This is a genomic window from Melittangium boletus DSM 14713 (assembly GCF_002305855.1).
Lineage (GTDB): Bacteria > Myxococcota > Myxococcia > Myxococcales > Myxococcaceae > Cystobacter > Cystobacter boletus.
The window spans coordinates 3207745-3221292 of the sequence record NZ_CP022163.1 but is presented as its reverse complement, the minus strand read 5'-3'; the positions used below and the strand labels follow the sequence as shown (position 1 = coordinate 3221292).

The 13548-nt window shown below is 66.7% G+C and carries 10 protein-coding genes and 1 pseudogene; 4 read left to right on the top strand and 7 right to left on the bottom strand.

Translation table 11 applies throughout. The annotated features are described in order from the left end of the window. Positions 1–65: 65 nt before the first annotated feature. Positions 66–575, bottom strand: a complete 510-nt coding sequence (locus MEBOL_RS13445) for a hypothetical protein (protein ID WP_095977806.1) — start codon at positions 573–575, stop codon at positions 66–68. Positions 576–684: 109 nt separating this feature from the next. Here MEBOL_RS13445 and MEBOL_RS13440 point away from each other — a divergent pair, with 109 nt between their 5' ends. Then, a complete protein-coding gene (locus tag MEBOL_RS13440) occupies positions 685–2544 on the top strand; it encodes an ABC transporter ATP-binding protein (RefSeq protein WP_095977805.1) in 1860 nt (619 codons plus the stop codon). Between the two features lie 43 nt (positions 2545–2587). Here the strand turns inward: MEBOL_RS13440 and MEBOL_RS13435 are convergent, their stop codons facing one another. Continuing rightward, a complete protein-coding gene (locus MEBOL_RS13435) occupies positions 2588–3559 on the bottom strand; it encodes a hypothetical protein (RefSeq protein WP_095977804.1) in 972 nt (323 codons plus the stop codon). Between the two features lie 280 nt (positions 3560–3839). On the opposite strand from MEBOL_RS13435, the gene MEBOL_RS13430 reads away from it, so the two are divergent. Beyond that, a complete protein-coding gene (locus tag MEBOL_RS13430) occupies positions 3840–4328 on the top strand; it encodes an NUDIX hydrolase (protein ID WP_095977803.1) in 489 nt (162 codons plus the stop codon). 41 nt (positions 4329–4369) lie between these two features. Further along, positions 4370–6217 carry an OPT/YSL family transporter gene (locus tag MEBOL_RS13425; RefSeq protein ID WP_095977802.1) on the top strand — a complete coding sequence of 616 codons (1848 nt, stop codon included), beginning with the start codon at positions 4370–4372 and terminating at the stop codon, positions 6215–6217. A 61-nt stretch (positions 6218–6278) separates the two neighbouring features. On the opposite strand, the gene MEBOL_RS41090 is transcribed toward MEBOL_RS13425, so the two are convergent. From MEBOL_RS41090 to MEBOL_RS13415, 3 genes and pseudogenes are all read right to left on the bottom strand, one after another. Beyond that, on the bottom strand, positions 6279–6740 hold the full coding sequence (locus tag MEBOL_RS41090; RefSeq protein ID WP_157774930.1) for a hypothetical protein: 462 nt from the start codon (positions 6738–6740) through the stop codon (positions 6279–6281). 534 nt (positions 6741–7274) lie between these two features. Further along, positions 7275–8279, bottom strand: a pseudogene (sitA5, locus tag MEBOL_RS44240) (SitA5 family polymorphic toxin); the annotation flags it as partial. 136 nt (positions 8280–8415) lie between these two features. Next, positions 8416–9021 (bottom strand): 2,3-bisphosphoglycerate-dependent phosphoglycerate mutase, encoded by a 606-nt coding sequence (locus MEBOL_RS13415; RefSeq protein WP_095977801.1) that lies wholly within the window; start codon positions 9019–9021, stop codon positions 8416–8418. A gap of 261 nt (positions 9022–9282) precedes the next feature. On the opposite strand from MEBOL_RS13415, the gene MEBOL_RS13410 reads away from it, so the two are divergent. Next, entirely contained in the window at positions 9283–11427 is a 2145-nt protein-coding gene (locus tag MEBOL_RS13410) for a hypothetical protein (protein ID WP_095977800.1), read from the top strand. Positions 11428–11437: 10 nt separating this feature from the next. On the opposite strand, the gene MEBOL_RS13405 is transcribed toward MEBOL_RS13410, so the two are convergent. After that, positions 11438–11917, bottom strand: a complete 480-nt coding sequence (locus MEBOL_RS13405; RefSeq protein ID WP_095977799.1) for a DUF2019 domain-containing protein — start codon at positions 11915–11917, stop codon at positions 11438–11440. Then, positions 11911–13353, bottom strand: coding sequence for a SitA5 family polymorphic toxin (sitA5, locus tag MEBOL_RS13400; protein ID WP_095977798.1), 1443 nt, complete (start codon positions 13351–13353; stop codon positions 11911–11913). The genes MEBOL_RS13405 and sitA5 (MEBOL_RS13400) overlap by 7 nt, the downstream gene beginning before the upstream one ends. Positions 13354–13548 lie beyond the last annotated feature (195 nt).

Genomic DNA, 13548 nt, shown 5'->3' with positions numbered 1-13548 from the left:
TGACGTCGAAACGGCTTCACACCCCGGGGGAAGCACGGCCCCGGGGAGGCAGCCCCGCCCGGCGCTCAGCCGAGCTTCTTGATGAACGCGGCGGCGAGCTCCGCCTTCTTCGCCACGCTCTCCTTGACGGGCAGCACGAGGATCCGCTCGGCGGGGAGCGCCTTACGCGCCTTGTCCTGCAGTTTGGCGCTGTAGGTGGCGACGTAGTCGTCCGCCTGCTTCCGGGTCACGCCCTTGGCGAGGCCCAGCGTGCGTTGCTCCTCCAGCCCGGCGAAGTCGAGCACGCAGCCATCGGCCTGTCCCAGGTAGAGCAGCCAGCTGGTGCTGTAGACGCCCACGCGAGGCTTGTCCCCGGCCACCTTCTCGAGCGCTTCCTTATAGAAGGGCGCGAGCTTGGGGTTCTCCCCCGGAGGGCCGCCGCCGAGGAGCACCTTCTGGGCCTCCTTGTTCTTGGACATCACCTCGGTGATGGCGTCGTTGTCCACGAAGTGGAGCTTGGACGCGGCGCAGGCGCCAGAAATCCACGGGGCGGAGTCCGCGGGCTCGTTGTCGAAGACGATGACGAAGCGCTTCATCGAGAGGTCACTCCAAGAAGAGGGGTTGCGCGGCATCATAGTCTCCCAGTCTGGCTGGAGGACAGGCGGGCATGAGGCGGATGACGGAGAGGCGGGTTAGACAGGGAACGTGTCTCCTCCTACTCCTCGGACGCCGCCCCCCTCGCTCAAGGCCCGGTTGAAGAACGCGGGCAGTCTCTTCCGGCAACTGCCGGGCACCTTCCGCCTCTTCTGGGAGGCGAGTCCCCGCTTCGCCGTGCTGCTCGCGGTGTTGACGTTGATGGCGGCCGTGTTTCCGGCGGCCATCGCCTGGGTGGGCAAGCTGATCGTCGACGGCGTGGTGGCGGCCAGGAGTGGCGGCGGCGGTGACGAGGCCGTCAAGCGGGTGCTCCAACTGGTGGCGCTGGAGTTCGGGCTGATGGCGGGCTCGACCCTGGTGGAGCGCACGTCGACGCTCGTGCGCGAGCTGGGACGCGCCAACCTGGGCAACCTGCTCAACGAGCGGATCCTGCACAAGGCCCTGGCGCTGGAGCTGCGGCACTTCGAGGACTCGGACACCTACGACAAGATGCAGAACGCCCGGCGCGAGGCGAACAGCCGGCCGCTGGCGCTGGTGATGGATGCGTTCTCCATCGTGCGCAACCTGGTGACGCTGTCCACGTACGCGGTGCTGCTCGTGACGCTGTCTCCCTGGAGCGTGGTGGTGCTGGTGGTCGCGAGCATCCCCGCGTTCATCGCCGAGGCGCGGCTGGCGGAGGAGGGCTTCCGGCTCTATTCGTGGCGCGCGCCCGAGGGCCGCAAGCTCAACTACCTGGAGTGGATCCTCACGCGGGACAGCCACGTGAAGGAAGTGAAGGTGTTCGGGCTGGGGGACCTGGTGCTCGGCCGCTACCGCACGCTCTTCCAGAAGTTCTTCCAGGAGGACCGCGCGCTGGCGCTGCGGCGCATGGGCTGGGGTCTGGGATTGGGGCTGGTGTCGCTCGCGGCGTTCTATGGGTGCTATGCCTTTGTCGCGAGCCGGGCGGTGCTGAGCGCCATCACGGTGGGCGACATGGTGCTCTACCTGGGCGTGTTCCGGCAGGGACAGGCGGCCTTCCAGGGCATCCTCTCGAGCGTGGGCAGCATGTACGAGGGCGCGCTCTTCATGAGCAACCTCTTCGCCTATTTCGACATCCCCACGGGGCAGGAGGCATCCCGCGTGCGCCCGGCCCTGACGGTGCCCCGGGGGCGGAACAACGCCATCGAGCTGCGCGACGTGTCCTTCCGCTACCCCGGCAAGGAGGCCTGGGCGCTGCGCCACCTGTCCTTGCGGCTGGAGCCGGGGGAGAAGCTGGCGTTGGTGGGCGAGAACGGCGCGGGCAAGAGCACGCTCGTGAAGTTGCTGCTGCGCCTGTATGAGCCCACGGAAGGCGACATCTTCTACGGCGGCGTGAACCTCAAGGACATGGATCCGGAGGATTTGCGCTCTCGCTTTGGCGCCGTGTTCCAGGACTTCGTGCGCTACCAGTTCAACGTGGCGGAGAACATCGGCCTCGGACACGTGGCGGCGTTGGAGGACCGGCCGCGCATCGTCCGGGCGGCCGAGCAGGGCGGGGCGAGCGGGGTCATCGAGACCCTGCCAAATCAGTACGACACGATGCTGGGGGGCTGGTTCGAGAAGGGCCTGGAGCTGAGTGGTGGCCAATGGCAGAAGCTGGGCGTGGCGCGGGCCTTCATGCGCGAGGACGCCGAGGTGCTCATCCTGGATGAGCCCACGGCGAGCATCGACGCGGAGTCCGAGCACGCCCTCTTCGAGCGCTTCCAGGAACTGGCGGCGGACCGCATCGCGCTGGTGATTTCACACCGCTTCTCCACGGTGCGCATGGCGGACCGCATCGCCGTGCTCCACGACGGACAGGTGGAGGAGCTGGGCAGCCACGCGGAATTGATGGCGCGTGGCGGCCGCTACGCGCACCTGTTCAACCTCCAGGCGCGCGGCTATCGGGACTGAGGGCGCGCGGGCGGGTCAGCTCGATGGAGCAGCTGAACTGGGCCTATCCCGCCTTGCGCGCCGGGGCGGCGGGGGCTTGCCGGGACGAGGCGCTGGCGGGGGCGGGCACGCGGTGGGTTCCCACCAACATGTCCACATAGGCGGGGAAGAAGGACACCACCCGGCGCAATTCCCGCGCGAGCGCCTTGTCCTCCACGCCCTCGAGTTCCTCCTCCAGCCGTTGCTCGACGACGCCCGACACGCGGCAGGCTTCCTCCAGGGAGGCGCGCATCGTCCAGCCCAGGTTCTTCGCGTGGCGCAGGATGAGGTTGCGCCGGTCCACGCGCGCCTCCACGGAGGCCTCGTCCGGCGTCTCCTGGAAGGCCTTCCACACCTCGAGCACGTCGTCCTCCAGGCGCGCGAGCTGCTCCCCCAGGCCCAGGACGGGGCGGTAGGAGAGGATGTCCTCCAGCGGGCGGCCCTGCAGCAGCCACAGCACTTCCTGGCCGGACAGGCCCATGGCGGGGTACTCGGGCGCGAGCGACACCAGGGTGTCCTGGGCGCGCGCCTCCAGGTTCATGTCCTCCACCACGGCGGAGATGAGCCCCATGAGCGTGTCGCGGAAGAAGCGCCGCCGCTCGGGCGAGTCCAGCCGTGCCTCGGTCTCTCGCACGAGCCCGTCCAGGTTCTGCAACACCCGCAGGGTCTTCACCCGCTCGCCCAGGGTCAGCTCGCGGCAGGTGAGCACCCGTTTCCACAGGGTGGCGCGAGGGCTTGTGCGCTCCACACAGTCGCGCACGAAGCCGTGCACCAGGCTCGCCCGGGTGTAGTCGGGCAGCGCGTCCACCACCGTGTCGAGCTGAAGGCAGGCGTAGAGCACATAGCGTCCGGACAACTGCCGGACGGGGCCGGGGGCGATGTGCTCCAGTCCCGCGTGCAGCGCCGCTCCGGCCTTGAGGCTGCGCTTGAGGCCCATGAGCAGCGGCGCGAGGGGATCCGCCCTCAGGGCTTCCTTCAGGGCATGCAACACCAGCATGGGGGGCCAGGGGGGTGGCGCGCCCGGCGCATCCTGGAGAGGGGGAGATGCGCTCTCCACAGAAAACACGGATGTCATGAAATAGAGCCTAGACGTTCCTGCTCAACCGAACCAGGGGTACAGCCCTGGTACCGGGATGTGATGAAGCTGTTCACCAGAGGACGCGAAGCCGATTGGGCCTGGATTCACGAGGAGTACAACGCTTTCACCCGAGCGTGGCTGTTTCCAGCCTACCCAGCGGCTTCTTGGCGGTGCTGTCGCGGGGCGTTAAGAGCGGGGAATGCGCTACACGCCCATCATTGGCACCCTGGGTTACGTGATGTCTCCGGACGGCTCGAAGGTGCTGCTCATCCACCGCAACGCGCGCCCGGACGACGCGCACCTGGGGAAGTACAACGGCCTGGGGGGCAAGATGAATCCGGACGAGGACGTCGTCGCGTGCATGCGCCGGGAGATTCGCGAGGAGGCGGGCATCGAGTGCACGCACCTCACGCTGCGCGGCACCATCAGCTGGCCGGGCTTTGGGCCCAAGGGCGAGGACTGGCTCGGCTTCATCTTCCGCATCGACCGCTTCGAGGGCACGCCCCACGAGCGCAACGTGGAGGGCGAGCTGTCGTGGGTGCCGGTGAAGGACATCATGAGCCTGCCGTTGTGGGACGGAGACCGGCACTTCCTTCCGCTGGTGTTCGACGCGGATCCCCGGGCGTTCCACGGGGTCATGCCCTACGCGGGAGGGCGCGCGGTGAGCTGGTCCTTCACGCGCATCTGAGGAAGGGCTTCGCGGCGGGAGTGCGCTAGCTTGCGGCCCCCATGGCCCGTCCCGTCTTTCCCCCGTTGGATCTGGACTCCCTCGCGAAGCCTCCCCCCGGGGGTTCCCGCTTTGGCTGGTTGCCCGCGCCGGGCTCGTGGAAGTTCCACCTGCTGCTCAGCCTGGTGGCCATCTTCGTGCTCGGGCCGCTGGGGGGCATCGCCGCCTCGTACATGAACTTCAGCCTGGGCTTCTTCGTGGGCGGCCAGGTGCTGGCGGGCATTCTCGGCAGCGCCGTCACCTATGGCTATGGCCCCGAGGGCAAGCACGGCGCCAATTACATGCAGACGATGGCCGCCTCGGTGGCGTCCATGTGCGCCATGTCGGTGCTCATCCAGGCCATGGTGTGGCTGGGAATGCCGCAGCCGCCTGTCTGGCACCTGATGCTCTTCGTGGGGTGCGTGGGCATGTTCGGCGTGGGCCTGGGTATGCTCTACACGCCGCTGCTCGTGGATCGGCTGCAGCTCGACTACCCGTCCGGCTACGCGGTGGCCAACATCCTCCGGGCGCTCACCGACAAGCGCCTCTTGAAGGCCTCCATCGCCAAGCTGGGGGGCGGCGCGGCCTCGGGCGCGCTGGTGGCGGGGCTCACCTCGCACGTGGCCTGGCTGGCGAGCACCGGGATGAGCGCCTCGTCCGTGGGCGCGGGCATGGTGGTGGGCAGCCGCATCACCGTGCCGGCCATCGTGGGCGGCCTCGTGGGCGCGGCCATGACGCCCACCCTGCGCGCGTGGGGGTGGCTGGGTCCGGACGAGCCCTTCCGCAAGGTGGGCTTCCTGGTGGGTCTGGCGATGATCCTGGGCGCGGCCGTGGTGGACCTGTCCCTGCTGGCGGTGCAGGCGGTGGAGCGGGTGCGCGACCGGGCGAAGTTGCCGCCCGTCGCGGAGCCCGCGTGGAAGAAGGTGAACGTGCCCAGGCTCTTGGCGTGGGTCGTCTTCTGGGGCGTGGCGCTGGTGGCCGTGGCCACGCGACTGCTCCATCAGCCCGTGGGCTTCATTCTCTTCGGCATGGCGCTGTCGTTGCTCTTCGTGCTCATCAACGGCATCGCGTACGGCATCACGGATCAGAATCCCATCTCCAGCGCCTTCGTCGTGTCGGTGCTGCTCATGTCGCTGGGCGGGCTCGACAATCCGCTCGTGGGGTTGATGGCCTCGAGCATCCTGCTCATCTGCACCTCGGTGGGCTGTGACATGCAGCAGGACCGCTCCACGGGCTGGCGCCTGGGCACGGATCGCACGCTCCAGTTCCGCTATCAGGTGGTGGGTATCGTCATGGGCGCGGTGCTGTGCGTGGGGCTGGCGCGCGTCTTCATGAGCGCCTATCCGGTGCTGGCCATCAATCAGCTCGACGACCCCACGGCGCCCGTGGGGCAGTGGGGCTCGGCGATGACGTACAAGGTCGTGGGCGCCATCCGCGGCCTGGGCACGTTGTCGGATTACACGGTGAAGGCGCTCCTGTTCGGCCTCGTGCTGGGCTTCACCATCGAGGTGGCGCGCAAGCTGCTCAAGCGCAACGCGGCGTATGTGCGCTTCGTGAATGGCTCGCGCGCGGGCTACGCGGTGGGGTGGACCATGGACTCGGTGCTGCTCGCGAGCCCCTACGCCTCGTCCTTCGGTGGCTTCGTGAACCTGTCCCTGTCCCTCTGGTTCGGCGTGGGCGGCATCGTGTCCTCGCTCTGGAACACATGGTCGGGAAGGGGCGCGCCCCAGGCGTCCGGCTCACCGGGAGAGGGAGAGGCACTGCCCGAGGACATGAGCACGACCTCGCTGGTGGGCGGAGGGCTCATCGCGGGAGAGTCCCTGTTCTTCCTCGTGGTGGGACTGCTCGGGCTGTTGGCGTTGGTGCGCTGACGAGACCCTGGGCGGGGCCCTGGTGCGACAACCAGGGCTTGGGCTCGCGCGGTGGCGCTCGTTACAGCCTGTCACGCAGGATTTGGACGAGATCCATCTTCACGAGTTCCTGGGCCGTCTTTCCCGTCAAATCCATGGCGATACCCAGGGCATCGTTGGCGATCAGGTGACTTCGTTCGAAATGATCGCGGTCGAATTCGACAGCGGCCATGCGTTCAATCACTCCGTGGGAGACTGTGACTTCTGCCCAGTTCGCGGGTGCTCCACAGAAGGGGCACTCCCATGTCTGGAGAATGTGAATGGGCGCGCCTGGTCGGGGGACTTGTGCGGTCAGGTACCCTTCATATTTCTTCTGGCGAATGCGCTCCGTGTCGAGTGGTAGGGGCGCTCCCACTGGAAGCAACGCCCGCTCGGGGTTGTCCCGCAGGTAGGTTTGCATGTTCGTGGTGTGGTCAGCGGGGCTGGTTTCTCCGCAGACAGGGCACGTCAGTTCCGCGGCGAAGTAATCGTACGAATACGGCATGGTTCGCTAGCTCCCGGAGAGTGGCAGCACGGTAATGGTTCGACCGTTGACGGTCACTTCGAAGCCTCTTGGAAATGCCTTGGGAACCGTTTTGCCCAGCTTCGCCGGGTTGTGGCCCGCCATGAATGAAAGTCGATTATAGATACCTTTGTCTTGAGTCACGAGGACGGGTTTGACTCCGGGAGTTGTCTTCGCGAAGAACACATCGGCGACGATCTGCCGATCCTCGGAGCCCTTTGTCCTGCCCACGTTGAAATCCTCGAGCACGCGAAGCACTTCTTTGTACTCATCGCTGCCGCGCTCGACCGTGATGTCGAACCTTTTCAGCGTGGAACTTCCCTTGTGGTGGATTGTTTCAGAGACGCGAAGATCGGCCGTGTTGAATCTCCGCAACTCGTTGAGGAGCTCCTGCTCGCCGGGCTGTAGGGTTCTGCCCGCCGATTGCTTGTTGAGTGCGATCATTACATTTTCGTCAACAATCAACGATGTTGCGTCCAGCGGTTTGGTCGTTTCATCCTCTTGGCCAACATCTCGAATCCCTTGGCTCGTCGTGGCCACCGCATCTGTTGCGAGGGCGATGGTGATGCCCTCGGCCGAAACGGCCACGGAGCGAATATCGGCGATCGCGCTCAGCCGGAATCCTCCCTGGGTTTCGGCCACGAGGGACGCGGCGGTGTGGCCGGGGAGTCCTGGAGCTTTGGCCGCGAATCCGGCCGCTGTATTTCCGACGGCCACCGCCGCGAGCATGGCGAAGGCCCGTGCCGCGTCTCGACCGATGACTCTGCCGTAGCGCTCGCCCGCCTCGCGCAGGTCGTTGAAAGTGGTGGCATGGTCCGCTTCCAACATCAGACGTTTGAAGCCCTGGATCAGTCCCCAGAATGTGTCTACTCCCACGTAGGCGATGAGCGTGGCGGTCATCACGGCGGCGAGGCCCTTGGTCACCGGTTCGGGCACGGTGATCAGAAACATATAGGTGGAACAGGTCCACAGGATGGCCGAGACCATGGCATGGGGATCGGCCATGTCCTTGAATGCCTCGAGCATTTCATCCAGCACGACTCTCTGGGCCAAGGCCATCGCCAGGGTGTATCGGCCATCCCCGTCGAGAGTGGGAGTTTCCTCCAGCAGGTGCAGACAGTCTCCAGATGCGCCTGTGTGTTCGCACCAGCGCCGGTAGGCCCCTGTCAGCTCGGCCTCCACCTTCGTGGGCTCTGCCTCCAAGGTGTCTCCTGGCCTGAGCATGGAGAGACGGTGGGTGCGTGCGTTGTACTCGAAGGTGCCTGCGCGTGCCGCCACTTCGAAGAGATGCCGGGCGGCATCCTGAGGGGGGGAAGGGGGGGAGATGGCGGCTCTTGTTTCGCGAGCTTGCTTCGCGATGGCCCCCTTGAATTCATGGGCTTTCAACTCCACGCTTTTGAATCGGGAGAGGGGAGTGAAGACTTGTGGGGGCGCTTCGCCGGTGTCGAGGCGAACGAGTTTGGAGGTCGTTCCGCAACCGACGAGAAACACCAGCCAGACCAGCGCGAAGCACTGCTTCAGCTGTCGGGTCTTGCGGAGTGGAGTTTCACTCGTTCGAATGGCCATCCAGAGAAGTTACCTCTCAGGCCCGACACCCTCTCCCTGGAACCCCAGGCGCCTTCCCTTCGCGCGGGGAAGACGCCGGGGCTCCACGGCGCTACCCGTGGGTGCGCTTGCTGAGGACCTCGCCGTCCTTGGACAGCTCGTAGACGAGCGGCACGCCGGTGGCGAGCTCCAGCTCCACCACCTGCTCGCCGCTGAGCTTGTCCAGCTTCATCACGAGCGAGCGGTTGGAGTTGCCGTGGGCCACCACGAGCACGTTCTTGCCCAGGCGCAGGTCGCCGCTGATGGCGCGGTCGTAGAAGGGCAGCACGCGCTTGGCCGTCATCTCCAGGGACTCGCCATTGGGGGGCGGCACGTTGTAGGAGCGGCGCCAGAGCTTGATCTGATCGTCGCCCCAGCGCTTGGCGGCGTCCGCCTTGTTGAGGCCCTGCAGGTCTCCATAGTGACGCTCGTTGAGCGAGGCGTCGCGGATGACGGGGATGCGCTGGCCAATCGTCTCCAGGAGGATGGCGAGCGTCTCCTGGGCGCGGGTCAGCGCCGAGGTGTAGGCCACGTCGAAGGTAAGGCCCTTGAGGGACTGGGCGGCCTGCCTGGCCTCGGCGCGCCCTTGCTCGGTCAGGGGCACGTCCACGAAGCCGGTGAAGCGGTTCTCATGGTTCCACAGGGATTGTCCGTGTCGGACGAGGGCGAGAATGGGCATGTCCGCCCCGTACTTCAAACGGGACCGGGCGTAAACCCCGAGGATCGGCTCCCCGAGGGGACTCGAGGCGCGGGTGTCCCGAGAGACAGGGGCTCTGTCTTCCCCGGACGTGATGGACGCCCGGTCAGACGTGCGCCCTCGGCGGGAGATGCCTGTCGTTGGCGTTCGCGGACACCTGTCCCAGATTCACCGTGAGTGGTGGGGGGTGGAGGGGGGGAATGCTTCATGGGGCGAGGTTCGCGGGGGAGGAGGGTGTGGGCCGTGGTGTGGGGTTGCTGGATACTGGGGTGTGGAAAGGCGGGATTCCAAGAGCCCGCGCCGCGAGGGCCCATCCCCGTCCAGGCGGCACCCGATGACCCCTCCGAGGCTCCGGATTCGCCCGGCCAGGTTCCCGAGGGGCACCCGAGCCAGGAAACACCCTCGGGGAAGGCCTTCCGGCCCACCTTCTATCAGCCGCTCGGAGGCTCGCTGACGCTGCCGGGGCGGACCACGTACCGCTTCCGAGTCCCCGTGGCCCGCGCGGGCACGCGCCTGCGTTTCGTCTTCCGAGCGGGGGACGCGCCCCTGCGGCTGCACGAGGCCACGGTGGCGCGGGCGGAGACGAAGGGCGCGCTGGCGTCCGCGCCCCTGGCACTGACCTTTTCCGGAGCACCGGGCGCGCACGCCGCGGCCTGGGAGTCGCTGCGCAGCGACCCGGTGCTCCTGCAGGTGGATTTCCGCGAGGAACTCGCCGTGTCCTTCGAGGTGGAGGGGGCCGTGGCCACGAGCGCGCGGGCGCTCTTTCCCCACGGCGCCAGGGCCCCGGGCGGCTTCTCTCGGAAGCGCGAGGGCTTCGGCACGTCCCAGACGGAGCTGGTGGGGCTGAGCGCCATCGAGGTGGAAGCGGAGCCGGGCCGGTGCGTGGCGGTGGTGGGGGTGGGCACGCGGGCGGGCAGTGGCGAGGGAGACCTCCGGGAGACGTGGCCCGCGGTGGCCGAGCGGCTGTTGGGGATTCCCGTGCTGGACCTGGGAGGCCTGGAGGGAGCGGAGGCCGCGCGGAGCCTGGAGTCGCTGCGCGCCTGCGGACAGGTGGCGTGCGTGGTGCTGCCCGAGGCCGAGGCGGTGGACGGGGCCTCCGCGGAGTCCTTGGAAGCCTCGCTGAGCCGTACCTTCGAGCGGCTGCGCCCGGTGTGTGACGTCCATGCGGGCCTTCTCCCAGCTTCCTCGCGGAGGCCCGGCCCTCGGGGCGCGGTGAACACGTGGTGGCGCACCCAACTGCCCGCGGAGCGGTTGATCGACTTCTCCACGGGACTGCCGGACGCGGAAGCGCCGGACGCGGCGGCCCGGATGGGACACGCGGTGGCGTCACGGCTCGCGGGGGCGCGCGCTCCGGAGTCCACGGCGCCGTTCTCGCTCCGGGAGACATACCGGGACAGCACCCACGAAATCCTGGCGGTGGATCCCTCGGGGACCGTCTACGCGCTGGAGGAGCGGCAGGGGAGCTCCAAGCTCTACGCGAGCACGGACAACGCGCGCACCTGGACGCGGCGGGGCGTGCATCCGGACGGCTTTGGCTTCTACAAGATGGCCTCCCTGCGCGACGGCACGCTCCTGGCGAACGTGGTCTCGCCGGGGGGCCATGCGCTCTCGCGCTCCACGGACCATGGAGTCACATGGACGGTGGTGCTGCCGCTCGACCGCTTCAAGATGCTCCAGCCGCACAACATCCAGGAACTGCACGGCACGGTCTTCTTCCTGGAGTACCAGACGTTCACGGAGGAGTCGCCCATCAACCTGTGGGTGAGCCAGGACGGGGGAGTGACCTGGCGCGTGCGTTACGTCTTCGAGGGCCGCCGCCATGGGCATGGGTTGGTGGCGGACCCGGTGCAGGGCGTGCTGTGGGCGATGATGGGGGACGTCAAGGGCGGCCTGTTGCGCTCCGAGGACGAGGGGATGACGTGGAGGCCGGTGGTGGAGGGGCCGCCGGGCGTGGCGGTGGACGCGGTGGTGACGCCCAAGGGGTTGTTGTTCGGCACGGACAACCTCTTCGCGCCGCCCCTTCCCGGGGTGCAGCGGGTGGGAGGCGACGATGTGATGGTCCGCCTGACGCAGCTGCCCGGGCCGAGTTACTCCATCCTGGAGGTGCCCGGAGGTGGGTATGTGATGGGCACGACGCGCGAGACGGGAGGAGATGTCTACGCGCCGGATGATTTCAGCGCGCACGTGCTCTACAGCGCGGATGGCGAGACGTGGACGGAGTTCCGGGCCTTTCCCCGGGCGACGGACAACGACTATGCCCGCGCGGATGTGTACTGGGCGCTTCCCTCGGGGGAAATCATCCTGACGTTGAGCAACACCCAGGAACTGGGCTGGCGCCGGGGCTTTATGCTGCTCGAGGCCGTGCGCCACGGGATGCGGTCGCGCTGAATTTGGAGACTCAACCGCCGGGTTTGTCCCGCTTGATCCCTCTCCGCCTGTCCGGAGCGGCGTGCTCCGTGCGGGGTCGACTGCGCTTGCTCGGAGGTACCGGGCGGTTTGCTTCTGACTGCCCCGTGGCATCCTCCGCGGGGTCCAGGGCCCACGTGCCCTCTTCCCACCGCTTCAAGGCTTCGGAAGCTCCGAATGGCACCAACCCTTGCCCTTTTGCCGCCTCTTCCAAAATCGCTTTGGCCTCTGCTGTCCGATGACGGAGCAGGAACACCGCGGCCATTACCCGCACGTCCATGCGAGGATGTAAGAACAGCACCGCGAGCGCGTCGCGACCGGTATCTCCATGAGCGCGAAGCTGGAGAAATGCGGCAAGGGCTTTCTTGGCATGCTTGTTTCCGGTCTTCGCGTCTCCCTTGAGAATTTCCTCGTTCTGGGCTTGTACGTGATAAGCAAAATCCTCAACGAGTCTCTCGAGGTTTTTCACCATAACCCACTCTGTACGTTCTTGATTGCACGCAAGCCAAACGCTCGCTGTGCCTCATAAGACTGCGTGCTGAGCCATTTCCGGATGGTCAGCGTGGACGAGCCGGTAATATCATAGCGAATCGAGGAGTAGAGACGGCTCATGTTGCCGTGCAGGATCTTGTCTAGCGCCGCGATGTTCTCGGTATTGTGTAGGGCCGCGCCCCCGAATCGCGTCACATTGCCTGGAGTCTGCTCCACGATGTGATGCCATTCCTTTCCCGAGCCTGCTGAACCCTTGGCCGACTTGAACCCACTGTACGATCCCCACGCCCTGTGTCCGTTGGGCAGCAGCTTACCCCGGCTCGGTCCAGGACTCCCAGCGGCAACACCCCGAGCCGTCATGGCCACGATGTGAGGCGCTGCCACGAGTCGGATCGTGCCCTCGGGCACGGAGACAATGACGCGCTCGGCTCCGGTCGCCGTATTCAGCAGGTGCAGGCCGGTGGTGGTCTCTACCGTCCTCGATGCTTGCCCGAACCCCGGCAGCTTCGGCGCCTTGGATGCGAGCGCCACCGTTTCACCTATCGCCGCTGTCCCCACCAGCACGAGAATCCGCACGCTGTTGGGACCGATGACACGGCCAAACCGCTCACCTATCTCGCGCAACTCCGCGAAGGTAGATGCCCGGGGCGCATCTTCGTGGAGCTGCGCATAGGCCCGCAGGAGGTCGAAGAATTCCCACCCAAGATAACCCCACATGAGCACGGTGAATCCGAGCGCCAAGCCCTTCGTCACGGGCTCCGGCACGGGCGCGAGCAACATGCCCATATAAACCACAATGGTGAGGCTCAGCATGGCCAGCACGCGCGTGGGATTGAGTAGAGCCCGCACTTCCGCGTCTACGCCTTCCAGCGCCGGCCTTACCGCCAGGGCAAGCGCAATGCCGCGCTTGTCGTCATCATGGAAGCGGGGCCCGTCTTCGAACAGTGTCAGGCAGTCTCCCGGAGTGCCACACCGCTCGCAGAACCGCCCATAGGACTGCGCCAGATCTGATTGCGACGCTTCGCCACTCAAAGGCATGGAGGCCAACGCCAGTCTGTGGCCGACATACAGCGGGGGACGGGACGTGGTCACCCGCAGCGGCATGTCGAGCCAAAGTGTTGCCAGGGCTGCCGTCGCCTCGGCGTCGCTCACCTGCACCGGCCCGAAGTCCGTGGGCAGCTTCGTAAGGACAGTTTCTCCCTGTCCCCCGTCGTGGGCTTCTTCCAACGCCAGCTCCGCGACTTCGAGCGAGTTGTGCCCCGTGGGTGGACGGTCATGGTACGTCTTCCGACCTCCACTCATGGGAGTCCCCGTGGCGCATGCTGTCACCAGCATCAACGCCGCCAAGGCCAGTGCTCCCACGCGCAAGAGCCGCCGTGAATCCACGGAGCGAGTCTCGACAGAGTACCTGGACATTGCCGTACCTCCTCGGACGAGCCCCCGAGCAGGAAGCCCAAACCCGCCGATTACAGAGAGGGGCTGATGCCAGGTCAAGCCATTGGGGCAGGTGAGGTGCTGAAGATAGTCGGGTAGGTTGCGCTGTAGGGGGTGGCACTACTCGCGCTCGCCCCCATGCGCCTCTGCGGAGAACGCGACAGCCCCGAGGGCAAT